Origin of the sequence: Butyricicoccus porcorum (assembly GCF_051246315.1) — a bacterium.
Taxonomy (GTDB): Bacteria; Bacillota; Clostridia; order Oscillospirales; family Butyricicoccaceae; genus Butyricicoccus_A; species Butyricicoccus_A porcorum.
This window is the reverse complement of record NZ_CP178353.1, coordinates 1-24,862: the sequence shown is the minus strand read 5'-3', so window position 1 is coordinate 24,862 and position 24,862 is coordinate 1. Positions and strand designations below refer to the sequence as shown.

At 45.9% G+C, this 24,862-nt stretch carries 16 protein-coding genes and 2 pseudogenes; all 18 read left to right on the top strand.

What is annotated here, in order from left to right; all coding sequences use genetic code 11:
* The first annotated feature begins 176 nt into the window (after positions 1-176).
* The 18 genes and pseudogenes from ppdK to ACLM7Z_RS00005 all read left to right on the top strand — a co-directional run bounded on the left by ppdK (position 177) and on the right by ACLM7Z_RS00005 (position 24,826).
* Entirely contained in the window at positions 177-2,801 is a 2,625-nt protein-coding gene (gene ppdK, locus ACLM7Z_RS00090) for a pyruvate, phosphate dikinase (RefSeq protein WP_435645441.1), read from the top strand.
* A 351-nt stretch (positions 2,802-3,152) separates the two neighbouring features.
* On the top strand, positions 3,153-3,761 hold the full coding sequence (locus ACLM7Z_RS00085) for a type IV toxin-antitoxin system AbiEi family antitoxin domain-containing protein (RefSeq protein ID WP_435645440.1): 609 nt from the start codon (positions 3,153-3,155) through the stop codon (positions 3,759-3,761).
* A complete protein-coding gene (locus ACLM7Z_RS00080) occupies positions 3,761-4,681 on the top strand; it encodes a nucleotidyl transferase AbiEii/AbiGii toxin family protein (RefSeq protein WP_435645439.1) in 921 nt (306 codons plus the stop codon). Before ACLM7Z_RS00085 ends, ACLM7Z_RS00080 begins: the two co-directional genes overlap by 1 nt.
* A complete protein-coding gene (locus ACLM7Z_RS00075) occupies positions 4,674-5,765 on the top strand; it encodes a dsDNA nuclease domain-containing protein (protein ID WP_435645438.1) in 1,092 nt (363 codons plus the stop codon). The genes ACLM7Z_RS00080 and ACLM7Z_RS00075 overlap by 8 nt, the downstream gene beginning before the upstream one ends.
* Before the next feature lie 71 nt (positions 5,766-5,836).
* Entirely contained in the window at positions 5,837-7,567 is a 1,731-nt protein-coding gene (locus ACLM7Z_RS00070) for a hypothetical protein (protein WP_435645437.1), read from the top strand.
* A 299-nt stretch (positions 7,568-7,866) separates the two neighbouring features.
* Positions 7,867-8,046, top strand: a complete 180-nt coding sequence (locus ACLM7Z_RS00065) for a hypothetical protein (protein ID WP_435645436.1) — start codon at positions 7,867-7,869, stop codon at positions 8,044-8,046.
* Between the two features lie 125 nt (positions 8,047-8,171).
* Positions 8,172-8,999 carry a ParA family protein gene (locus ACLM7Z_RS00060; protein ID WP_435645435.1) on the top strand — a complete coding sequence of 276 codons (828 nt, stop codon included), beginning with the start codon at positions 8,172-8,174 and terminating at the stop codon, positions 8,997-8,999.
* The gene (locus ACLM7Z_RS00055) at positions 8,953-9,888 is read left to right on the top strand and encodes a ParB/RepB/Spo0J family partition protein (RefSeq protein ID WP_435645434.1); all 936 of its coding nucleotides are present in this window, start codon (positions 8,953-8,955) and stop codon (positions 9,886-9,888) included. The genes ACLM7Z_RS00060 and ACLM7Z_RS00055 overlap by 47 nt, the downstream gene beginning before the upstream one ends.
* A gap of 189 nt (positions 9,889-10,077) precedes the next feature.
* Positions 10,078-14,220: a SpaA isopeptide-forming pilin-related protein gene (locus tag ACLM7Z_RS00050; protein WP_435645433.1), complete on the top strand. Its 4,143-nt coding sequence runs from the start codon at positions 10,078-10,080 to the stop codon at positions 14,218-14,220.
* 145 nt (positions 14,221-14,365) lie between these two features.
* A complete protein-coding gene (locus ACLM7Z_RS00045; protein ID WP_435645432.1) occupies positions 14,366-14,668 on the top strand; it encodes a hypothetical protein in 303 nt (100 codons plus the stop codon).
* A 10-nt stretch (positions 14,669-14,678) separates the two neighbouring features.
* Entirely contained in the window at positions 14,679-14,951 is a 273-nt protein-coding gene (locus ACLM7Z_RS00040) for a hypothetical protein (RefSeq protein WP_015522620.1), read from the top strand.
* Positions 14,952-15,079: 128 nt separating this feature from the next.
* On the top strand, positions 15,080-15,682 hold the full coding sequence (locus tag ACLM7Z_RS00035; RefSeq protein ID WP_435645431.1) for a hypothetical protein: 603 nt from the start codon (positions 15,080-15,082) through the stop codon (positions 15,680-15,682).
* 1 nt (position 15,683) lies between these two features.
* A complete protein-coding gene (locus tag ACLM7Z_RS00030) occupies positions 15,684-16,379 on the top strand; it encodes a hypothetical protein (RefSeq protein ID WP_435645430.1) in 696 nt (231 codons plus the stop codon).
* Between the two features lie 14 nt (positions 16,380-16,393).
* Positions 16,394-16,600, top strand: a complete 207-nt coding sequence (locus ACLM7Z_RS00025) for a hypothetical protein (RefSeq protein ID WP_006857236.1) — start codon at positions 16,394-16,396, stop codon at positions 16,598-16,600.
* A gap of 786 nt (positions 16,601-17,386) precedes the next feature.
* Entirely contained in the window at positions 17,387-17,839 is a 453-nt protein-coding gene (locus ACLM7Z_RS00020) for a TnpV protein (RefSeq protein WP_435645429.1), read from the top strand.
* Between the two features lie 59 nt (positions 17,840-17,898).
* Positions 17,899-19,104 (top strand): annotated as a pseudogene (locus ACLM7Z_RS00015) (LPD25 domain-containing protein); the annotation flags it as partial.
* Between the two features lie 543 nt (positions 19,105-19,647).
* Positions 19,648-24,419 (top strand): annotated as a pseudogene (locus tag ACLM7Z_RS00010) (N-6 DNA methylase); the annotation flags it as partial.
* 77 nt (positions 24,420-24,496) lie between these two features.
* Entirely contained in the window at positions 24,497-24,826 is a 330-nt protein-coding gene (locus tag ACLM7Z_RS00005; RefSeq protein ID WP_435645428.1) for a DUF6664 family protein, read from the top strand.
* Positions 24,827-24,862: the final 36 nt, after the last annotated feature.

Below are 24,862 nucleotides of genomic sequence, written 5' to 3'. Positions count from 1 at the left end.
TAACAGAAAATTGGTGGACATATGGGGTATACAGAAGAAAAAGATGGAAAAAATCACGAAAAATTTTGTGGGAAATGGTACAAAAATTTGTAAGATGTGCTATAATATCCTCATGTGATACAAGAGAAATCGATGTGACAATGTAAGAGATGCAAAATAAAACAGGAGGAAAGTATATGAAAAAATGGGTTTATGAGTTCCATGAAGGCAATGCGGACATGCGCCCGCTTCTGGGAGGCAAGGGCGCAAACCTGGCGGAGATGACCAATCTCGGCCTTCCAATTCCGAATGGATTTACGGTGACGACGGAAGCATGCACCGATTATTATAAGCAGGGCAAGCAGATTTCGCAGGAGATTCAGGATCAGATTTTCGCGGCACTCGGCGTGCTCGAGCAGCAGCGCGGCAAGAAGTTTGGCGATGAGTCCGATCCGCTGCTGGTTTCTGTTCGCTCCGGCGCACGCGCGTCCATGCCGGGCATGATGGATACCATCCTGAACCTCGGCTTGAATGACGTATCGGTTGAGGGCTTTGCACGGAAGACCGGCAATCCGCGCTTTGCCTATGACTCCTACCGCCGTTTTATCCAGATGTTCTCCGATGTCGTCATGGAAATGAGTAAATCGTTCTTTGAAGGCATCCTGACTGAGCTGAAGGAATCGCGCGGTGTCAAATATGACACGGAACTGACGGCAGACGACCTCAAGGAGCTGATTGGCCGCTATAAGGCGATTTATAAGGAAAAGATGGGCGCGGAATTTCCGCAGGATCCGAAGGTGCAGCTGATGGAGGCGGTCAAGGCGGTATTCCGTTCGTGGGATAACCCGCGCGCTATCGTCTACCGCCGCATGAACGACATTCCGGGCGACTGGGGCACCGCAGTCAACGTACAGTCGATGGTATTCGGCAATATGGGCGATACCTCCGGCACAGGTGTTGCGTTCACCCGCAACCCGTCCACCGGTGAAAAGGGTATTTTTGGCGAGTACCTGATTAACGCACAGGGCGAGGACGTCGTCGCGGGCATCCGCACTCCGCAGCCGATTACCCGCCTCGCGGAAGACCTGCCGGAGTGCTATGCACAGTTTATGGATATTGCAAACCGCCTGGAAGATCATTATCGCGACATGCAGGACATGGAATTCACGATTCAGGAGGGCAATCTGTTCTTCCTCCAGACCAGAAACGGCAAGCGCACGGCGGCTGCGGCAATGAAGATCGCATGTGACCTCGTCGATGAGGGCCGCATTACGCCGGAGGAAGCGGTTCTGCGCATCGAAGCCAAGTCGCTCGACCAGCTGCTGCATCCGACCTTTGATGCGTACGGCCTGAAGAACGGTGAGGAAATCGGACAGGCGCTTCCGGCATCCCCCGGTGCGGCGGCAGGTAAAATTTATTTTACCGCAGAGGAAGCCAAGGCAGCGCATGAAGAGCGCGGCGAAAAGGTCATTCTTGTCCGTCTGGAGACCTCGCCGGAGGATATCGAAGGCATGCACGCATCTGAGGGCATTCTGACCGTCCGCGGCGGCATGACCTCGCATGCGGCGGTTGTTGCACGCGGTATGGGTACCTGCTGTGTTTCCGGCTGCGGTGAAATCCAGATCGACGAAGAGGCAAAGGTATTTACGCTTGGCGGCTATACGTTCCACGAAGGCGATGAAATTTCGCTCGACGGCACGACCGGCAAGATTTATAAGGGTATGATCCCGACGGTTGACGCATCGGTCAGCGGCGACTTCGGTCGTATCATGGCGTGGGCGGACAGCTTCCGCAAGCTGCGCGTGCGCACCAACGCGGACACTCCGGCGGACACCGCGAACGCAGTTCGTCTGGGCGCGGAAGGCATCGGCCTGTGCCGCACCGAGCACATGTTCTTCGAGCCGGAGCGCATCCCGAAGATCCGCAAGATGATCCTGTCTGACACGGCAGAGCAGCGCGAAGCAGCACTCGCAGAACTGCTGCCGTTCCAGAAGGGCGACTTCAAGGCGATGTATGAGGCGCTCGAAGGCCGCCCGATGACCGTGCGCTATCTCGATCCCCCGCTACATGAGTTTGTTCCGACCGATCCGGCGGACATCGAAGCGCTGGCGAAGGACATGGGCATGACGCCGGAGGAGGTGCAGCAGAAGTGTGACGAGCTGCACGAGTTCAACCCGATGATGGGACACCGCGGCTGCCGTCTGGCTGTCACGTATCCGGAGATCGCACGCATGCAGACCCGCGCTGTCATGGAAGCTGCGATTGAGGTCAAGGCTGAAAAGGGCTACGATATCGTTCCGGAAATCATGATCCCGCTGGTTGGCGACCGCAAGGAGCTGAAATTTGTCAAGGACATCGTCGTCGAGGTCGCGGAGCAGGTCAAGGCCGAGAAGGGCTCTGATATGCAGTACCATATCGGCACGATGATTGAAATCCCGCGCGCGGCACTGCTGGCAGGTGAAATTGCCGAGGAGGCAGAGTTCTTCTCCTTCGGTACGAACGACCTGACCCAGATGACATTCGGCTTCTCGCGCGACGATGCAGGTAAGTTCCTTACCTCTTATTATGGCGCCAAGATTTACGAATCCGACCCGTTTGCACGTCTCGACCAGAGCGGCGTTGGTCAGCTGATCGAGCTGGCGGCAAAGAATGGCCGTGCAACCCGCCCGGATATCAAGATGGGTATCTGTGGTGAGCACGGCGGCGACCCGTCCTCGGTTGCGTTCTGCCACAAGGTTGGCCTGAATTATGTCTCCTGTTCGCCGTTCCGCGTGCCGATTGCACGACTCGCGGCAGCACAGGCAGCTATTGCAAATAGGTAGGAGTTCTCTTTCCTTTGAATTGCCGCTTAGTTTCGAGCAGGCAGCAGCCTATCGAAAGGCTAACGGACAGTATGTAAGGAAAAATCAGTGGAGAGATACCACTGTAAGGGTATTCATAGACCTTGATTAACAGTTAAATATGATAAGCGTATCATTAGAAATAGTGGTACGCTTATTTTTTTGTCCCCAGAGAAGCATCGAAAATATTGCCTATTTCCCTTATAGTAAACTGACCACTGCTTGTTTTTAAGTGGGCAGTTTACTATTGACTTTCTATATACAAATCGCATATAATATAGTAAAGTACCCAACCAATAAACAAATTTGAGGCAATTAAATAGAGGTGGACAAATGCTTCGTGAAAACGATATTAAAAATGTGAGAAAGCTATTCAATCGGCATCACTATGTAATGACTACTGCCGAGCTTCTTGAAGCTAAGCTATACTATGCAGACATTAAACAACTTTTAGATGAGGGTTTTATTGAAAGAATAAGACGAGGTTATTATCACTGGATTGAAAACTGCGAAGTCAAAGAAATAGTTATCATTAATAGTTTGTTTCCCGATGCTGTTCTTTGTATGGAAACTGCTCTATTCTATTATGAATACAGCGATAGAAACCCCGCTGAGTGGAATTTTGCCATAGACAGGAATGTTTCAAAATTACGAACAAATATAGAGTACCCATTCATTAAAGCATATCGCCTTGAGTCCGATTTGGTTACGCTTGGTGAAACAACAGGTGAGATTGATTTTACAAAAGTGCGAATTTATGACCGTGACCGAACAATTTGTGATGTTCTGAAAAATATGAGTAAAATGGATAAAGAAATTTTCAATAAAGCAATACAAGGGTATGTTAATGACCCGAAAAAGAATATACCAAACCTTATGATGTATGCAAAAAAACTGCGTGTGCAGAAAAAGGTTAAAGAATTGATTGGAGTGTGGTTGTAATGGCAGATATTGCAGCTTCCGTTCTGGCAAAGCTGAGAAATAAAGCAAAAGCTTCTGGTATCAGCTACCAGCAATGCTTGCAGCTTTTTGTGCAGGAAGAATTTTTGAGAAAGCTATCAAAATCTGGGTGTGAGGATACGCTAATACTCAAAGGTGGATTGTTCATTTATACTTTAACTAATTTTGAAAGTAGAGCAACAATTGATGTCGATTTCCTGCTTCGAGGATACTCTAATACAATAGATGATGTAAAAGAGTTGATTTGTAAAATCATCGCCACACCGACTGGTAACGATTATATAGAAATGCGAGCAAAAGGCTTTGAAGAGATTTCTCCGCAAAGAAAATATCACGGTATCAGTACACAGATTATTGCTCAAATAAAAAATGTGCGTGTGCCGTTCAATGTTGATATAGGCGTGGGCGATATTATAGTCCCCCGTGCCGAAGAACGCACAATCAACACTCAGCTTCCAGACTTTGAAGCGCCTGTAATCAAAACTTATTCCCTTGAAAGCACCATTGCCGAGAAGTTTGATGCCATACTGCAACGCTTTGAGCTGACAGGCAGAATGAAAGATTTTTATGACATCTATTATCTTTCAAGGACATTCGATTTTGAGGGTGCAAAATTGCAGGCAGCTATATTCGAAACCTTACAGCGGCGTGGTACTCCCTATGACAGAGATAGTTTTAAGCGTGTTGTTGCACTTGCCGATGATGAAGATATGCAGAAGCGTTGGAAATTCTTTTTGAAAACCATAAAAGATAACACACTTGAGTTTCCATTCGTCATCGAAGAAATCCAGACTTTCCTTGAGCCTGTGTTTGATGCGATTGTGAATGAGAAAGAATGGCAAGAACAGTGGAACTTTATTATGAAATGGAAAAAAATGAAAGGAGTCCCAAATTATGAGTAGTGTACTTACTGTTGAGCAGCGTGAGCAAGCAGGTTCTGACTCCTATGATAGATTTGAATATCAAGTGCATTGGATTGTATGCCATATAATAGGTAAACTTCAAGAAGATGCAGAGTGTATTGTTTTTTGTGAATTTCACGATGATATGGCAGAATTTTCTCCCAATAATCAGCAGTATCAGTTTTTTCAAATAAAGACAAAAGAAGATTCTTCTGACTGGACTATTGCGGAAATGTCTAAAAGGGAAAAGAAAAAAAGTGGTAGCTATAAAAAATCTTTTTTAGGTTTTATTTTCTACAACTATTTGACATTTGGTGCTGAATGTTCGCATTGCCATTTTGTATCAAATAATGATTTCGATAAAGAGGTTTTGTTATGGCAGTCATATATTGAAGACGGGAAAAGGCTTCAGACAGAAAATATTGCGTTATATGAAAAAATCAAAGACAGGATTAAAAATGAATTTTTAGATGATATGCCGAGCAATTTTGATTCTGTCTTTGAGGAGTTTATTCAGAATACTTTTGTCCATAAATCGGAACTACAACTAACAACTTATGAATCTCAAACTATGGGTAAATTTTTCAACCACTTGGCAGATAAAAATATTCCGTCCAATACTGCCAATCTTATTTTTCAGCAATTGCTAAATGATGTAAGAAAAAAGAGTAAAGAAAAAATCAAAGTACCTATTAGTATGAAAAGTTTAGTTGAGAAAAAAGGTGTGGATATTGCTCAAATAGGCAAGAAAATTGATGGCAACATAAAGAACAGCGGAAATTATGATGCATTTCACGATTACTTGATTACCCAATCATTGTCGGACAAGGATATTAATCGTATAGAATCAGCAAAAACGCTCCACGATACAAGGTGGCTTGATGTTAATGATGTTAAATATCAAGAAATTGTTGTTGTGTTGCGAAAAACAATTTCTACATATTGTGAATCATGTGAGACAAATGGGTTTAATAATGACCTGAAAAGATTATGCATTCAAGAATTACAAAAGCATAATCTCCTATCGGATTCTCTTGATAAATCGTTAGTTGAGGTGTTGTATTATGAGCAAAAATTCAGTTGAAAAAGTTAAACAAGAGCAAAAGTACAAAATTTTAATTAGAAATTTACGAAAACAGCAGGAGGAAAAAGATAATGAAAAGGCTAACGATAAAAAAACTGATAGTAATCAGTCAAAGTGAGTCTCGGTCGTTAGAGGTTCCTTTTGAAAATGGGCTTAATATTATTTTGGGAGGAAATAAAACAGGTAAATCTTCAATTATCAAAAGTATATTTACTACTTTGGGATGTGAATGCAAAAGAATTGAAACTGATTGGAAAAAACTAATTTCCGCTTATTTGTTGTTCTTTAAATATGGGGAAAAGCAGTTTTGTGTTGTTCGCCAAGGCAAAAAATTTCAGATTTTTGAGAATAATGAGGATTCCTATTCTTGCATTATTGAAACGGAAGCTTTTCACGAATATAGTAACTGTTTAATGGATATTTTAGAAATCAAAATGCCCTGCATTTCAAAAGATGGTAAGCAATTCAATGTAACACCGCCATTACTCTTTAGATTTCAATATATTGACCAAGATGAAGGATGGAGCAGAATAGCTGATTCTTTCAGTAATGTTGCGTATATTAAAGATTGGAAACCAAATACAAATAAATATGTATGCGGTTACCTTGATGATACGTATTATGAACTTCAAGCACAAAAAGCAGAACATATACTTGAAAAAGATGATAAGAAAAAAGAATTGAATTATAATCAAAGCTTTGTCTCCCGTATCACATCTACACTAACGCAAATTGAGAATATTGAATCCGTTGAAGAGGTCACAACAGATATTGAATCTTTGCTTGCTAAGGCGGAAGAATTAAGGAAAATGCAATTTTCTTATAATGCAGAGATGACAGTTTTGGAAAATGATATATATGTCAATCAACACAAATTGCACGTTGTGGAACACAACCTCATAGAAACAAAAAAGGACATTGAATTTGCAATGACTCAAGAAGATGAGTTGGTCTGCCCAATTTGTGGTACTATTTATTCAAACGGATTAGGGGAACAATTAAATATAACTTCAGATTATGCTCATTGTGAAAAGCTTATTACAGAACTGAGAAATAGCATATCTATTGCTACAGAAGAATTAAAAGAACTTAAGGAGAAATATAACGGTGTCTCTTTAGAAATCCAGTCTATTGAACAAAAAGTTCGAAATTCTCAAGAACTTTTATCCTATTCTTCTTTTTATAAAAACAAGGGACAGTATGAGATATATGAATCCTGCAAGAGGCAATTGGAAGTTCTACAAGGAGAAATAGATTCATATGTTTCTAAAATAGCAATAATTGATGAGAAAATAAACGAAAAGAAATCCAAAGAGCGTTCTAAAGATATAAGAGAAGATATAGAAGGATATTGCCGCACCTTAGCAGATGCGATAAATCTTCCTAAAACATTCATCAAACTAAGGGATTTTGTGCAAATAATAGACCGTACTGGAAGCGAAACTCCACGATTAGTTTATATGTATCAGTCGGCGCTGTATCTATATAATTTATATAGAACAAATAGCCCTTTCAATTTTTATGTGGTTGACACTCCTAATCAGCAAGGTCAAGATGCCGAAAACTTAGGGAGCATATTCAAATCATTAGAATTATTTTTGTCTGACGAGGGGCAGGTCATTGTTGGAACTGAACGAGAAACTGGGATGGAAGGAAAAGCGAGCAATGTAATAAAGCTTACAGAAAAACGTAGATGTCTTAACAATATTAATTACAGCAAACATCTTGAACTGTTAGAAGAATTGCAAAAAACTGCAATTAGTTGGGTTGCATTCAACCACAAAGCACAAAATGAAAAGTAGCGGTGGAGTGGAACAATTCCGAAGCCATCGCCCAGAGAAGTATCGGAATTGTACCACATAGATAAATCGGCTGAAAATCCCCATTTTGACGGATTTTTGTTACATACCTTAAAAACCACGGACAAGGTGTTGAGGTATGGAGAAAACAACCAAGTTGACTTTTATGAGCATACAGTGTGGAGATGTACGCTCAATCAACATCTACGCCGCTATTCCCGATGTAGCATAGGACAAGCCTATTACACATTGGAGCTTATCTCTACTCCACTATATAATATAGGTACAAGGAGGTTGTGACAATGAAAGATAAAACCAATCATCTGTATTTAGATAGCCACGAAAGAAAACTTTTAATACATAGTCTTGTAGAGTTGAAAAACCAGCTCATTCAGCAAGGCAGATATACAGACTGCATTGACGAGCTTATTTTTAAGGTCATAAATGCACCGACCAAGAGAATGAAAATTGAATATGTCTAAGGCAAATTACAAAGCCGCTTATTCTTATTGATTTTAAGAATAGGCGGCTTTTTTGCGTTCTCTGGTACTGTTTACATAGCCACCTTGACAAAGTGGCTAAATCTATGCGAAAGGAGGACGCATCTATGTCAAATTGCAAAGTGATTGCTCTGACTAACCAGAAAGGCGGTGTCGGAAAAACAACCACAGCAGTCAATCTGGGTGTAAGTCTGGTGCAACAGGGTAAAAAAGTCCTGCTGATTGATGCCGATGCACAGGCAAATCTCACGATGGCTTTGGGCTACAACAGACCAGACGATATTCCCATAACGCTTTCTACTGTGATGCAGAACATCATAGACGATAAAACGCTTGATGTTTCACAGGGTATTATTCACCATGGCGAGGGCGTTGACCTGCTTCCGTCAAACATTGAGATGTCGGGCTTTGAGGTAAGGCTAATCAATGCAATGAGCCGTGAGCGTGTGCTGAAAACCTATGTCAATGAGGTTAAAAAGAATTACGACTATGTGCTTATTGATTGTATGCCGAGTTTAGGTATGATAACCATCAATGCTCTGGCGGCGGCTGACAGTGTAATTATCCCGACACAGCCCCACTATCTCTCGGCTAAAGGTCTGGAGCTTTTGCTTCGCTCCGTATCAATGGTCAAGCGGCAAATCAACCCAAAGCTGCGGATAGACGGTATCTTAATGACTATGGTAATGCCCCGTACCAACATTTCTAAGGAGATTACGGCAACAGTTAAAAGTGCATACGGTCAGAAAATCAAGGTATTTGATACCGAAATACCACATTCTATCCGTGCGGTGGAAGCTACCGCAGAAGGCAAAAGTATTTTTGCCTACGACAAAAGCGGCAAGGTTGCCGCAGCCTATGAGCAGTTAGGAAAGGAGGTGGCAGAGATTGGCGAGAAGCAGAGAAACCAAAATCGAGCTGACCGCATACGATGACCTTTTTCAGACGGACGAAAGCCGTGAGGAAGCAAAGCTCTCTAAGATAAGGGATATTCCCATATCGGAGATTGACGAGTTTCCAGACCACCCGTTCAAGGTTTTAATGGACGAGGATATGGAACAGCTTGTTGAGAGTATCAAGCGAAACGGTGTAATGACCCCTGCGACAGTTCGCTTAAAAGAGGACGGACGGTATGAGCTTATCAGTGGTCACAGGCGGAAAAAGGCTTGTGAACTTGCGGGGCTTGAAACGCTGAAATGCGAGGTTAAAGAGCTTACCCGTGACGAAGCCATTATTGTTATGGTGGAAAGTAATCTCCAACGCTCTGTTATTTTACCAAGCGAAAAAGCCTTTGCTTATAAAATGCGGTTGGAAGCTATGAAACGACAAGGTGAAAGAAGTGATTTAACTTCGTCCCCAATGGGGACAAAGTTGAGGAGTGATGCTGAACTTGCAGAAAAGGTTGGAGAAAGCCGCAATCAAATCCAGAGGTATATCCGTTTAACAGAGCTTGTTCCCGAAATCCTGCAAATGGTAGATGAACGGCAGATTGCTTTCCGTCCTGCGGTTGAAATTTCCTATCTGACCGAGGAACAGCAATACACCTTGCTTGAAGCAATGGAGTACAACGATGCTACCCCGTCATTGGCACAGGCTATCAAAATGAAGAAGTTTAACCAAGACGGCAAGCTCGCTTCCGAGGTTATCCAGTCCATTATGGAGGAAGAAAAGCCCAACCAGAAGGAAAAACCCGCTTTCCGTGACGAGAGGATAACCAAGCTCATTCCCAAGACTGTTCCCAGAGGACAGGAAACGGATTTTGTTGTCAAAGCGTTGGAGTTTTATAACCGACACTTGCAACGGAACAAGGCTCACGAGAGATAGCCACACACCGAGGGCGAGGTCTGCCCATTTGAGTGGATAGCCATTATTTTGGTTTCCCCCTCTCCACACCTCACCCCCTAACTACTGCCAGTAACTATCCGAGAAAAGAAATACTTTAAGCTGTCCATAACGGGCAGCTTTTTTCGGTCAGTAAGGTAAAATATTCAATCCAAATTACAGGAGGTAACTATGAAAATCCCTAAATTATTCAAAAAGGCTGCGGCTTTTGTAATGGCTGCGGTCACGGCATTATCCATAATGCCTGCGACGGCGTTTGCTGCGGGTGACATCGGGACGATTTCCTTTTCCCACACCTATGACAGCAACGGTAATGCGATGAGGTACAATTCCAGTGCGAATATCGGCGGTTATACCGCAGGCGGAACGGGAAATTACAAGTACCGTATGTTTGTGGACGGTGAGAATGCGTTTTGTATTCAGCCGGGAGTACCGCTGAAAACAGGAAACACCTTGAAAAAGGCTTCCTCTGATACTTGGAACGCCCTTTCAGCCAATCAGAAAAAGGTGGTTGGGCTTGCCCTGCTCTATGGGTATCAGGGCAACCGAAATAATCTGTCGGGAAGTGATGATGAAAAATGGCTTGCCACGCAGACCCTCGTATGGGAGTTTGTCACAGGCTACCGTGAAGCCACAGGCTCATATAACCAGACAAGCACCACCGTTTACAGCCTGCACTTCGGTTCAAATTATGCCAACAGCGGAGCAAGGGCAGTGTATGACCAGATTGTTGCGATGCTGCGTGAGCATAACACCATTCCGAGCTTTATGTCGGGTGGTAAGAATGACATCACAAAGGAGCTTGCCTACAAGGACGGAAAGTATAGCATCACATTGACAGACAGCAACGGCGTCCTTTCTGATTACAGCTTTTCAAGCTCTGACAGCAATGTGAGTGTATCGAAGTCTGGAAATAAGCTGACAATCAGCTCTACCGTAGCTATCAGCGGTTCTGTCCGCATTACGGCAAAGAGGAACAATGTGCCGACGGTCAGCAGCAGTGCAAAGCTCATTGCCTATGGCGACCCGAACTTGCAGGACTTGGTAACAGGTGTGGAGAATGCTGATACCGTGTTTGCATATATCAATATCGAAACGCCGACAGGCACGATTGCCCTCAAAAAGACTTCGGAGGACGGAGTTGTGGAGGGCATCTCTTTTACAATCAAAGGCGATAACTTCAACAAAACAGTTAAGACAGGAAAGGACGGGTCTGTCTCCGTGGAGGGATTATTCCCTGGCACTTATACGGTCACAGAACAGTCCATTGACCGTTATGAGCCGCAGAAAACCCAGACCGTCACCCTTATTGGAGGAAAAACCTCTACTGTGACCTTCAGCAACACTTTGAAGCGTGGCAGTCTGGAAATCGTCAAGACTTCCGAGGACAATCTGGTGGAGGGAATGAAATTCCACCTTTACGGCACATCTTTAAGCGGCTTGCCTGTTGACGAGTATGCCGTGACTGATAAAAACGGTCTGGCTAAGTTTGAAAATGTCCTTATCAGCGGCGATACCCCGTATGTAGTTGAGGAAGTGGATACCGCAGTCCGCTATGTCGTTCCCGCTTCTCAGACAGCTCCGATTGAATGGAACAAGGTCACAAAACGCAGCTTTGATAATGTATTGAAGAAATTCCAAGTGACTGTGACAAAGACCGATGCAGAAACAGGTTCTCCGCAGGGCGATGCTTCCCTTGCAGGTGCGGTTTACGGCATCTATAAGGGTGAGGAACTGATTGACACCTACACGACTGATGAAAACGGTCAGTTTACGACCAAGTATTATATCTGTGACAATGATTGGACTGTCCGAGAAATCAGTCCGTCCGAGGGGTATCTTCTGGATACCGCAATCCACAAGGTAGGTGCAGAACCAGAGCTTTACACGGTAGAGCTGAACAGTACCTCAAACGCTGTGAATGAACAGGTCATCAAAGGCAATATCGCAATCATCAAGCATACGGATAACGGGGAAACCCAGATTGAAACACCCGAAGAAGGTGCGGTATTTGAAGTGTTCCTCAAATCCGCAGGCAGCTATGAAAATGCAAAGGAAACCGAGCGTGATGTGCTGACCTGTGACGAGAATGGCTTTGCCCAGACAAAGGATATGCCGTATGGCATTTATACCGTCCGTCAGACCTCTGGTTGGGAGGGGCGTGAGCTGATGAAAGACTTTGATGTGTTTATCAGCAAGGACGGTCAGACTTACCGCTACCTTATCAACAACGCTAACTTTGAGAGCTATATCAAAATTGTAAAGAAAGATGCGGAAACAGGCAATACAATCCCGTATGCAGGTGCAGGCTTCCAGATTTACGACCCGAATGGAAACCTTGTGACTATGACTTTCACTTATCCCGAAGTGACGACCATTGACACCTTCTATACTACGGCAGACGGCGACCTTATCACACCGCAGACGCTGGAATACGGCAAAGGCTATTCCCTTGTGGAAGTGCAAGCCCCGTATGGATATGTCTTAAATTCCGAGCCTGTTTATTTTGATGTGGTACAGGAAAACTCCGAGGAAGAAAGCGGCATTACCGTTATTGAGGTAGTACGCTCCAATATGGCACAGAAAGGTACAATTACCGTAGAAAAGTCTGGTGAGGTATTCAGCTCCGTGGCAGGCGATAAGGGATTGTATCAGCCGATTTTCTCTGTCAGCGGTCTTGAGGGTGCAGTCTATGAGATTACCGCAGCCGAGGATATTGTCACTTTGGACGGAACGGTCAGAGCAAACAAGGGCGAGGTTGTGGATACCGTTACTACAGGAAAGGACGGTACAGCAAAATCCAAAGAACTGTATCTCGGAAGATATGAGGTTAAGGAAATCACAGCTCCGTATGGAATGGTGCTGAATGAGGAAGTCCATTCTGTTGAGCTTGTGTATGCAGGACAGAATGTTGATGTAACGGAAACGGGTACTTCTTTCTATAATGAAAGACAGCGTGTTGAAATCGACCCTATCAAGAGCCTTGCCATTGATGAAGCCTACGGCATTGGCAAGAACGGGGAAATCTTTGATGTGACTTTTGGCTTGTATGCCGCAAAGGAACTCACAGCCGCAGACGGAAAGACCATTCCTGCGGACGGTCTGATTGAGGTCATTTCCCTTGATGAAAGCGGTCACGGGAAAGCAATCAGCGACCTGCCGATGGGCAGCTATTATGTGCAGGAAATCTCGACCAATTCAGCATATATTGTCAGCGATGCAAAATACCCTGTTATTTTTGAATATGCAGGACAGGATACCACAACCGTCCACATCACAGCCAACGAGGGCGAAGCTATCACAAATGACATTATTTACGGCTCTGTAAGCGGTAAGAAATCTGATGAGGACGGAAAGGCTCTGGGCGGTGCAGTTATCGGTATCTTCAAGACAGGAACTACCGAGTTTACAAAGGAAAATGCGATTGCAGCTACCACATCAAAAGATGATGGTAGTTTTTCTTTTGCCAAAGTGCCGTATGGAACTTGGATAATCCGTGAAATCGAAAGCCCGAAGGGATATGTACTCTCCGAGGAAGAAATCGCTGTGACTATCGGCAAGGTGGACGAAGTTATGGAAATCGAACTTGTCAACAACTTCATTAAGGGCAATATCGCTTTGACAAAGGTTGATGAGGATTATCCCGACAACAAGCTGTCTGGTGCGGTATTTGAGGTTTACTCCGATATAAACGGCGATGGGAAACTGGATAAGGACGATACGCTGCTTGGCGAAATGAAAGAACTTGACGGCGGCGTATACCAGATGAGCGAACTCCGCTACGGCAAATATCTGGTAAAGGAAACCAAAGCTCCGACAGGCTTTGTGCTTGATGAAAATGTGTATACCATATCCATCGAAGAGAACGGCAAGACCTACACCGTGGAAAATAAGGCGGGTATGGGCTTTATCAATGCAGCACAGAAAGGCTCTCTTAAAATCGTAAAGACTTCCTCTGATGGTAAGGTGGAGGGCTTCTCTTTCCGTGTGACAGGCGTGGACTATGACCAGACCTTTAAGACAGATAAGAACGGAGAAATCGTGATTGAGGGCTTGCGGATTGGCGACTATACCGTATCCGAAGTAAGTGACAAGGCTTCCGCAGGATATATCCTGCCTGCCGATAAACAGGCAACGGTCAAGGTGGACGCTACGACTATCGTGCAGATGCACAATGAGTTCAGGGATACCCCGAAAACAGGCGATGACTTCAATCTGGGCTTATGGGTAAGCCTTGCGGCTCTGTCTGTTGTCGGTGCGGGCGTTCTCGGATTTGTCGGCTATAAGAACAGAAAGAAGAAAAAGGAGGACTAATTGATGGACGCAAAAACCATTATCGCAATCGTGCTTGTCGTGTTCATTGTGGGTGCGGCGGTATGGCTGAATATCCGTAACAGAAAGAATAAGTAAGTGGTTTGGGCGGCTGAAAAATGCCGCCCTTTCCTTTATGGAGGTAACAATGAAAAACCTTAAAACCATTGAAAAGAAAGTCAGGGCTGTTTTGGAAAAGAATGAAGATGCCAGAAATGACGATATGGTGCTGTATCTTGCACTTTGTAATGTCTGTCTGAAGGATGCAGGGGCAATGCCGCTTGCAGAGATAATGACGCAGCACAAATATCTCGGTCTGCCGAGCTTTGAGAGCGTCAGCAGGACACGCCGCAAGCTGCAGGCAGGGTATCCAGAGCTTGCAGGGAGCCGCCCTGTGCAAAAAATTAGAGCCACGGGCGAGAAAGCCTATCGGCGTTATGCCAAAGAATAGAGAGGTGCTTATGGACGAAGAAAAACGCTCCAATCAAAACTATGAAATCATTGAGAGCTGTACTATCGGGAGTACAGAGCTTGTCATCGGTCACAATCCCAACGCTCCCAACCCTTATGTGTGTTGGTACTGCAAGGGCGGCTCAAATTATTTCTGGGGTTATTACACGAATGAGCTTGATGATGCACGGCAAAAGCTGAATGAACGATACCAGTCAGAGTGCCGTATGCCCTATAATCAACCTGCCCAGAAGCAGAAAAACGGTGATGACCGTGAGCGATAAAATAAAATATGACTGCACGACCTGTCCTTATCCCCGATATAAGGATGGGTCAGTTATTTTCTGCGATGTCTGTATCCGCAAGATTTTAGACGAGCAGAAAGAGAAAAAGGAAAGAAAGGAGCAGCCGAATGAGTAAAGAAAAAAGAATGCTCGGTAATTACGAGATTACCCAGAGTATCTATATCGGAGATAAAGAGGTCGTGTTCGGTGTTGATACAAAAGACCCGCATCCCTTTAAGGTCTGCTATTGCGACTACCACAACCCTCTGTCAGCAGCGTGGCCGACAGAGGGTGTTGCTTCGGACGATTATCTGGAAGCAATGCAGATTTTTGTTGACCGAGTGCAGTCACAGATTGACCGCACCAAAGAGGAATTATCCAAGTTCCCATTTGATAAGACCGTGTTTACAAAAGAGCATTGTATCCCCGATGACGGTATGCGTAACATCGTGGGTAAAGTGGTAGTTATCAATTCCGAGCCGAAGCGATATGAATATCAGCACCCCGCTTATCAGCTTATATTGGCAGACGGCGGACACGGAGCAACAGGCGGCAGAGGTCAGGCGGTGTTCGGAACTTGTCTTGCCACAGGCGAAAGAGCCAGATGGGAAAGGTATGATGTGCTTGGCGAAATCAAGCCCGAATGTATGCCCGATTGGGCAAAGGAAGCCCTTGCGAAAATAAAGCAGCAGGAAAAAGAAAAAAAGCAACGAAATCGGGAGGAACGCTGATATGGATATACGACCTTTAACCCCGACAGAACAGAAATACACCTATGCCCAGAGTATGCAGCTTGAGGGGCAGACAGTCACTATCGGGCATCTGCGTGGTGACTTTGCCACGACGGGCTATGGCTTTTACACCACTTGGTTTGATACCAGCCCCCAATGGAAATCTGACGAATTTAAGGCAGACCTTGATACGGTCATCAATGCTTTACGGGAGGATAAAGAGCTTTTGCATAACCGCTATGATATGAGTGCGTTTGCAAGGCATTTTCCCGAAAGTGCTATTAAGGGCAACTATTGTACGGAGTACGGTTTTCGTGTAGATACGGAGAAACACGCTTTTCTTCTTCGGTGCAATCCCACCAAAGGCGACTATAATTTTTACTGCTATTGCTATGTGAAGGAATGGCTTGATAAGCATATCCAGAAAGCGGAACAAGGTATCCGCTTTATTGACCCTCAATATAAAGAACTGTTCCGTATCCCAGACGGAGGAAAGGTCATTGTCACGACTTCTTGGGGAGAGAAACGGGAGTATCCCTGCCGCTTCATTGATGAATACCATACCGAAGTCGGCAGCAATCTGTACCACATCTGCGAGTTTGCCGAGCGTATGCAGAAAAACGGGGCGACCTATGAGCCGAAACCTTCGGAACAAACGCCGCAGAAAACACCGAAGCACAAGGATTTAGAACGATAAGGAGGATTTAGAATATGGCTGTTAATCAGAAAGCCGTCAAGGTCTTGAATAAGGTCTTGGAAGCAGGCTTTACCGATGAAAAAGCGATTGCCGCTATGACTATGGACGATATTCTTTCTATGCAGGGCATCACGGTTGCGGATATTACCCTCATCAATGACCTGCAAAAGAGCATTAAATCGAACAAGGTCATTTCTTTTCTTGGCGGTGGTGCGGAGTGAGTAAACAGAAATATTTGAAACAGAAACGATAAGGAGGTGTAGGTTGAATGGCTGCGAAGTATCAGCTAATCACAGAGCTGTATCGGCGTACAGGCGTTGCGGTTGCAAAAAATCCGCAGGCGTGGCAGGGCTTTCTGTCCTCTGCCTGCCGCAACTATAAATGCCGTTTTGACGAACAGCTTTTAATATACGCCCAACGCCCCGATGCTGTCGCCGTTGCGAAGCTCGAAACTTGGAACAGGCAGTTCAAGCGTTGGGTCAATAAGGACAGCAAGGGTATTGCCGTATTTGACCCGAAAGGTCGCAGGAATACGCTGAAATACTATTTTGATGTGTCCGACACACACGAGGGCTATTATGGCAGCCGCCCTGTTCCGATATGGCAGATGGATGAGCGATACGAGCAGGCTGTTATGGAAAGGCTCTCGGACAGGTTTGGAGATGTGGAAAGCACTGACCTTGCTTCTGCCTTAATGGAAACGGCAAAGAACGCCGTGGAGGACAATCTGCAAGACTATTTTTCTCAGTTAAAGGACTGCACGAAAGACAGCTTTTTGGAAGAACTGGACGACTTTAATATAGAAGTCATTTACAGGCGGCTGGCAGCAAACAGCGTTGCTTTTATGCTGATCAGCCGCTGCGGTCTGGATACGAATGAGTTTTTTGACCGAGATGATTTTGCGTATATTGTAAATTTCAATACCCCTGCAACGATAAACGCCATCGGCATTGCCACGAGCGATATTGCGGAAATGGCGTTACGGGAAATCTCACAGTCTATCCGAAATGTGCAAATGGCAGAAAAAGACCAGAATCGCACCTTTGCACAAAGAACGCAGGCTCAGTATGATAAAGGCAGACAACAACCCGAAAGGAGCGAATACAATGAGCGAAATCACTTACAGCAGACAGGGGGATTATCTTATTCCCGACCTAACATTACCGACAGAGCCAGAGCTTCCGCTTGGCAGGTACGCTTTGATGCACAGGGATTATCTGGAGAAGCACAAGCGAGTGACCTATCTCAACCTGCTGACATCGGGCAGGCTGAACGGGCATCTGCACGAGGTAGAGCAGACAGCACTCCAGAGGTTGGAGCTTCTGACGAAGCAGCTATCAGCCGAGCAGGGCGTGACAGAGGAACTGAAAGAGAAAGCACCGATGCAGTGGGTCGGACTGATGAACAACATCCGCAGCCAAGCGGAGGAAGTAATACTGACCGAACTGATTTACAAGTAAGCGTTGCCAAGGATGATGAGGTCAGGGTCAATCTTCCAACCGTAGATGAACAAATCGAAATGATAGCCGAAGCAGAGGACGAAAAAGCCTCTGCTTTTGCTATTTCCAAAGAAGATATTGACTCCGTGCTTCAGAAAGGAAGTGGCGTTGCGGACGGAAAATACCGCATCTACCGCCAATTCCAAAAGGGCGAGGACAGACAGAAAAATATTGAGTTCCTTAAAAAAGAGTATGAAACGGGCGGCGGTACGCACATCTTCCCCGATGGTTTCAGCGGTCACTCTTGGTATGACAGCAAAGGTCTTGCCATTGACCGAAACGGCACTTATACCAATCACGACCTTGTGTTGAAATGGTCGGAGGTTGAAAAGCGTCTGCGTGAGCTGATTAAGGATAACCGCTATCTCAATCCGAAAGAAAAAGCCCATTATGCCGATTATCTTGAGAGCGTGTCAGCTCCCCAATATGAGGTTGACACCCAGAGGAAAATAGCAAGGCAGCGTTTTATCGACGCCCACCGTGACCTGCCGCCTGCCAACAAACGGGATACCCTTGCTTTGCGGCTATCTGACTTTATCCGTGACTTGGACAGGTACGAAAAAGACCTGTTATCTGTTGTGGAACGAAGCGACCTTGCAGATGTTACCGCCGAGCAAATGGAACAGCACCTGTCCGACCCCTCAACCGTTCAACAGCTCATAGACTTTCTTGCACAGGTACAATGGAAAACGACCTCAGTTTTCAGCCGCAGTAATGGGTGGAAGTTTACCGAGGAATTAAGGGAGCTGCACCCACTCCGCTACCTCTACGATGAGGGCGATGTGGTGTATATCGGTGCGGATAAATATGAGATTGCAACACTTACCGAGGAAAAGGTCTATCTGCAAAATGCCGAGTTCCCTATCTTGGGGCAGGAATACAGCCGAGCCGACTTTGAAGAAAAGCTAACGGAAAATCCTGCAAACGACCATCTGAAGGTGGTCGTAACCGAGAAACAGAGAACAGAAACGCCGTCCGAGAAAAAGCAGGACGGAATACAGTTTTCTATCGGTTTTTCTGAACACCCTGCGTTTTATGACAGACAGCTTAATGACCGCTATACGGATTTGAGCTTTGCTCTGGGTAATAAGCTGCTTGGTATTTTGGACGAGAAACAGCACCGTGAGCGTGAGGGCGATAAAAATATCGGGTGGTATCACAAGACAGATTTTGTTATCAAGGCTGTTATCGGCGGCGAGGAATTTAACTATGAAGGGCGGTTTGATATTGGCGATGGTGAGGGCGATTTAATTGCCCACATTAAGAATTTTTACGATTATGCCTTATCGCCAAAGGGCGAACAGCTATATGGAGATGACCGAGAAAGCCTGCTCCGTGGCAGAGATGAGTTTATCCCATTCTTGGAACAGCACACCGAGCTGACCCCAGAGGACGAGAGGCTGCTTGATGAGATTATGGCTACCGAAAATGATTGGTACAGGACAGCCGAGGAAGCCGAAGAAAAACCACAGGCGTATGCCGATAAAGTGAATGGCTCAGAAACTCCTGCCGTTGATATGGAGCAAGCCACAGACGACCTCATAGGCAGGGAAATCATCATAGATAACCGTGAATATCTCATTGAGAGCATCGGGAAAATCAGCGGCGATGTATCCCTGCGTGACATCACATTCCAGAACAATGTGGGTTTTCCGATAAACCGAGTGGAGAAAATCGGCTATATCCAAAAGCTATTGGAACAGGAAAAAACCGAATTACCGCCCGAAGAAAAAACGGAAGCTCCTGCCGTTCCTGTTACTGACCGTCATAATTTCCGTATTACCGATGACGCCATCGGTGTCGGCGGGGCAAAAGAAAAGTTCCGTAACAATATGGCGGCAATCAATCTGCTGCACGAGCTTGAAATTGAAAACCGCCTTGCCACACCCGAAGAACAGGAAGTCCTATCTCGGTATGTCGGTTGGGGCGGTCTTTCTATGGCATTTGATGAACACAATGCGGCGTGGGCGGAGGAATTTAAGGAACTATATGCCAGCCTATCCCCAGAGGAATACCGTGCCGCTATGGAGTCAACGCTGACCGCTTTTTATACGCCGCCTGTTGTTATCAAGGCGATGTATGACGCACTTGACCGCCTGGGCTTTTCACAGGGCAATATCTTGGAGCCGTCCTGCGGTACAGGCAATTTCTTTGGTCTGCTTCCCGAAAGTATGCAAAACAGCAAGCTCCACGGCGTGGAAATCGACTCTCTCACAGGCAGGATTGCAAAGCAGCTCTACCAAAAAGCGAACATTGCTATTGAGGGCTTTGAAAAAACGAATCTCCCAGACGACCATTTTGATGTAGTCCTCGGCAATGTGCCTTTTGGGGAGATAAGGGTCAATGACAGCCGCTACAACGCTCAGAAATTTCTCATACACGACTACTTTTTCGCAAAGGCTCTGGATAAAGTCCGTGCCGGCGGCGTTGTGATGTTCATTACCTCAAAGGGTACGATGGATAAAGCAAGCCCAGAGGTACGCAAGTATATTGCCCAGAGAGCCGAGCTTTTAGGTGCTATCCGTCTGCCAGACAACACCTTTAAAGCAAACGCAGGCACGGAGGTCACGAGCGATATTCTTATCCTGCAAAAGCGTGACCGAGTGATGGATATAGAGCCAGACTGGGTACACCTTGATACGGACGAAAACGGTGTTACAATGAACAGCTATTTTGTCGAACACCCCGAAATGGTGTTGGGCGAAATAAAGATGGAAAGCACACGCTTTGGTACTTTTGAGCCTGTTTGTAAAGCCCGTAAGGATATACCACTTTCCGAGCTTCTGTCCAACGCAGTGCAGAGGATAAACGGCGAAATCCCAGAGCTTAATAATGGGGTTGATGAAATCTCCGATGAGCAGGAGCTTTCCGTTCCTGCTGACCCGAATGTGCGTAACTTCTCTTTTACTCTGGTGGACGGCAGGGTTTATTTCCGAGAGAATGACCGTATGCACCCTGCTTCTGTGTCGATGACCGCAGAAAACCGTATTAAGGGACTTATCCAAATCCGTGACTGTGTGCGTAAGCTCATAGAGTATCAGACCGAAGATTACCCAGAGGAAATGATACGCACCGAGCAGGAAAACCTCAACCGTCTGTATGATGCCTATACCGCAAAATACGGTCTAATCAACAGCCGAGGAAACTATCTTGCTTTTGCTTCAGACGAGAGCTACTTCCTTTTATGTTCTCTGGAAGTGCTTGATGATGAGGGCAACTTCAAACGGAAGGCAGATATGTTCACGAAGCGGACTATCAAGCCCCACCGAGAAGTAACTTCGGTTGAAACAGCAAGTGAAGCCCTTGCCCTCTCTATCGGGGAGAAAGCCCGTGTTGATTTGCCTTATATGGAGCAGCTCACAGGCAAAACGCAGGTTGAGCTTGTGCAGGATTTACAAGGTGTTATCTACAAAGTACCGAACTCCGAGCCTGTTTCCTATGTAGCCGCAGATGAGTATCTGTCGGGAAATGTCCGAATAAGCTGACGGTTGCGGAGCTTGCTGCGAAGAATGACCCAGAGCTTGCAGTTAATGTGGAAGCTTTGAAAAAGGTCATTCCCAAAGACCTCTCGGCGGCGGAAATCTCTGTCCGTCTGGGTGCGACTTGGATACCGCAGGAAGATATACAGCGGTTTGTGATGGAGCTTTTAACTCCGTCAAGCTATGCCGCAGGCAGATTAAAGGTACGATACACCCCGATAAACGGAGACTGGTTCATAGAGAATAAAAGCTCCGATATGGGGAATGTAAAGGCGGACAGCACCTATGGTACGAAAAGGGCTTCCGCCTATCGTATTATTGAGGACACCTTAAACCTGCGTGACACCCGTATCTTTGATTATGTGTATGATGAACACGGCAATAAAAAAGCGGTGTTCAATGCAAAGGAAACTACGGCGGCACAGGCGAAGCAGGAAGTCATCAAGCAGGCATTTCAGGATTGGATATGGAAAGACCCAGAACGGCGAAACCGCCTTGTCCGTTATTACAACGACACTTTTAACTCTGTGCGACCCCGTGAGTATGACGGAAGCCATATCACTTTCGGAGGTATCAGTCCAGAAATCACACTAAGACCCCATCAAGTCAACGCCATCGCCCATATCCTTTATGGCGGCAATACGCTCCTTGCCCATAAGGTGGGAGCAGGCAAAACCTTTGAAATGGTAGCCGCCGCACAGGAAAGCAAACGGCTCGGTTTATGTCAGAAATCTATGTTTGTTGTGCCGAATCATCTTGTCGGTCAGTGGGCTTCTGAGTATCTGCGGCTCTATCCGAGTGCAAATATCCTTGTTACAACAAAGCAGGATTTTGAAACAGGAAACCGCAAGAAGTTCTGCGGCAGGATTGCCACGGGCGACTATGATGCAGTCATTATTGGGCATTCGCAGTTTGAAAAAATCCCGATGAGCATAGAACGCCAGAGGGAGCAGTTGGAAAAGCAGCTTGATGATATTGAGCGTGGCATTGACGATGTGCAGGCTTCCAAAGGTGAGCAGTTCACGGTCAAACAGCTAATGAAAACCCGAAAGGCAATCAAGACGAAGCTCGAAAAACTCAACGACACCAAGCGTAAGGATACGGTTATCGACTTTGAACAGCTCGGCGTTGACAGGCTTTTCATTGATGAGAGCCATTTTTATAAGAATTTGTACCTCTACACCAAGATGCGAAATGTAGGCGGTATCGCCCAGACCGAAGCCCAGAAATCAAGCGACCTCTTTATGAAATGCCGCTATCTGGACGAAATCACGGGCAACCGTGGCACGGTTTTCGCAACGGGTACGCCTGTCAGCAATTCAATGGTTGAGCTGTACTCCGTTCAGAGGTACTTGCAGTATGACACCCTTGCACAGAACGGTTTGCAGCATTTTGATAGTTGGGCTTCTACCTTTGGAGAAACGGTTACAGCTCTGGAATTAGCACCCGAAGGCACGAATTACCGAGCCAAGACGAGGTTTGCCAAGTTCTATAACCTGCCAGAGCTGATGCAGATGTTCCGTGAGGTGGCGGATATTCAGACCGCCGATATGCTAAAGCTCCCCGTGCCAAAGGTCAATTATCACAATATTAAGACCAAGCCGAGCGAGATACAGACCGAGATGGTAGCTTCCCTTGCGAAGCGAGCTGAGAAAGTCAGGGCAAGGCTTGTCGAACCGAACATCGACAATATGCTCAAGATAACCAATGACGGGCGGAAACTGGCTCTTGACCAGAGAATGATTGACCCGATGCTGCCAGATGACCCAGACAGTAAAGTCAATGCCTGCGTGGATAATGTGTACCGTATCTGGGAGGAACACGCCGATACCAAAGCGACACAGCTTGTGTTCTGCGACCTGTCCACCCCGAAAAATGACGGTACTTTCAATGTTTATGACGATATGAGGGAGAAGCTGATAGCCCGTGGTATCCCTGCGGAGCAGGTACGCTTTATTCACGAAGCGACCACCGATGCACAGAAAAAGGAGTTGTTCGGCAAGGTCAGAAGTGGAGAAGTCCGTGTGCTGTTCGGCTCTACTCCGAAGATGGGAGCAGGTACGAATGTGCAGGACAGGCTCATAGCAATCCATAACCTTGATTGTCCGTGGCGTCCTTCCGACCTTGAACAAAGGCAGGGGCGTATCGAAAGGCAGGGTAATATGTTTCCAGAGGTGGAGGTTTACCGCTATGTGACCGAGCAGACTTTTGATGCCTACCTCTATCAGTTGGTGGAGAGCAAGCAGAAATTTATCAGCCAGATAATGACGAGCAAAAGCCCTGTCCGTTCTGCCGAAGATGTGGACGAGGTTGCCCTGTCCTTTGCGGAGGTTAAAATGCTCGCCACAGGCGATGCCCGTTTTAAGGAAAAGATGGATTTGGATATACAGGTATCCAAGCTCCGAGTGTTAAAGCAGAGTTATCTTTCCGAGCATTACGACCTTGAGGACAGAGTGCTGAAGTATTATCCCCAGACCATTAAGGAGTATGAGGAACGCATTGCAGGCTATGAAAATGATACAGCTCTTGCCGAGCAGCACAAGCCGAAGGGAGAGGATAAGTTCTGCCCGATGACATTAAAAGGTGTGACCTACACCGAAAAGGCAGACTCAGGCGAAATGCTCCTTGCAATCTGCAAGGATTATCCGATGTCCGCACCTACCGAAATCGGCAGCTACCGAGGTTTCCGAATGGAGATTTATTATGACACCGTCAACGCCCATTACTGTATGAACCTTTGTGGAAAGACAAAGCATAAGGTGGATTTAGGTGCTGATGCCCTCGGCAATCTGACCCGAATTGAAAACGAACTGTCAAAGCTCCCTGCCAGACTGGAAGCTGCTAAGACTAAAAAGGTGGAAACTATCGCACAGCTTGAAACCGCAAAGGAGGAAATCAAGAAGCCTTTTGCTTTTGAAGATGAGCTGAAAGAAAAAACGGAACGGCTGAACGCTCTTAACATTGAGCTGAATCTGAATGAAAAAGACACTTCCGTTATGGATACCGAGCCAGAGCAGACAGAAGAACAGCCCGAAAGAAAATGTGCAAGTCGGGAGAGATAATGCGGTTTGCATATTTGTATTGCTGATTTCTGGGAAGTATAATAGGTGTAGATTAGTAAATTTCGGAGGTGAAAGGTGTGCTTGATAATTTCAGATTTGAAACCTTTGTTGATGTGCATAGCAACATCTTTGCTGAATATCTAAGCTCCGTTATCGCAAAGCTGCCCAAAGAAAATCCAGAATACCGCTCTGTAGAGGAAAGAATTGAGGAACTTTACAAGGAGTATCCAAAAGTGATGGAGGCTCTGGATACGGAAAAGCCGAGCGATTTGTCCGAGCAGGAGTGTAAGGCTCTGATAGAAGTTTTGGAGCTTAGGAACAGGCTCAGCGATATACAGCAGGAAGCAATCTATTTCAGAGGGTGCTATGACAGCGTTGGGTATCTCAAAAAAGCAGGAATTTTATAACCAAGAACGGCGGCATTGGCGTTGAGCTGATGCCAC

What these genes read in the sequence shown, in the direction of transcription:
- ACLM7Z_RS00020 (WP_435645429.1), top strand. Translation starts at nt 17,387, where the DNA reads ATGTGCAAATGGCAGAAAAAGACCAGAATCGCACCTTTGCACAAAGAA.
- ACLM7Z_RS00085 (WP_435645440.1), top strand. Translation starts at nt 3,153, where the DNA reads ATGCTTCGTGAAAACGATATTAAAAATGTGAGAAAGCTATTCAATCGG.
- ACLM7Z_RS00030 (WP_435645430.1), top strand. Translation starts at nt 15,684, where the DNA reads ATGGATATACGACCTTTAACCCCGACAGAACAGAAATACACCTATGCC.
- ACLM7Z_RS00025 (WP_006857236.1), top strand. Translation starts at nt 16,394, where the DNA reads ATGGCTGTTAATCAGAAAGCCGTCAAGGTCTTGAATAAGGTCTTGGAA.
- ACLM7Z_RS00080 (WP_435645439.1), top strand. Translation starts at nt 3,761, where the DNA reads ATGGCAGATATTGCAGCTTCCGTTCTGGCAAAGCTGAGAAATAAAGCA.
- ACLM7Z_RS00035 (WP_435645431.1), top strand. Translation starts at nt 15,080, where the DNA reads ATGAGTAAAGAAAAAAGAATGCTCGGTAATTACGAGATTACCCAGAGT.
- ACLM7Z_RS00050 (WP_435645433.1), top strand. Translation starts at nt 10,078, where the DNA reads ATGAAAATCCCTAAATTATTCAAAAAGGCTGCGGCTTTTGTAATGGCT.
- ACLM7Z_RS00060 (WP_435645435.1), top strand. Translation starts at nt 8,172, where the DNA reads ATGTCAAATTGCAAAGTGATTGCTCTGACTAACCAGAAAGGCGGTGTC.
- ppdK (WP_435645441.1), top strand. Translation starts at nt 177, where the DNA reads ATGAAAAAATGGGTTTATGAGTTCCATGAAGGCAATGCGGACATGCGC.
- ACLM7Z_RS00075 (WP_435645438.1), top strand. Translation starts at nt 4,674, where the DNA reads ATGAGTAGTGTACTTACTGTTGAGCAGCGTGAGCAAGCAGGTTCTGAC.
- ACLM7Z_RS00040 (WP_015522620.1), top strand. Translation starts at nt 14,679, where the DNA reads ATGGACGAAGAAAAACGCTCCAATCAAAACTATGAAATCATTGAGAGC.
- ACLM7Z_RS00070 (WP_435645437.1), top strand. Translation starts at nt 5,837, where the DNA reads ATGAAAAGGCTAACGATAAAAAAACTGATAGTAATCAGTCAAAGTGAG.
- ACLM7Z_RS00065 (WP_435645436.1), top strand. Translation starts at nt 7,867, where the DNA reads ATGAAAGATAAAACCAATCATCTGTATTTAGATAGCCACGAAAGAAAA.
- ACLM7Z_RS00045 (WP_435645432.1), top strand. Translation starts at nt 14,366, where the DNA reads ATGAAAAACCTTAAAACCATTGAAAAGAAAGTCAGGGCTGTTTTGGAA.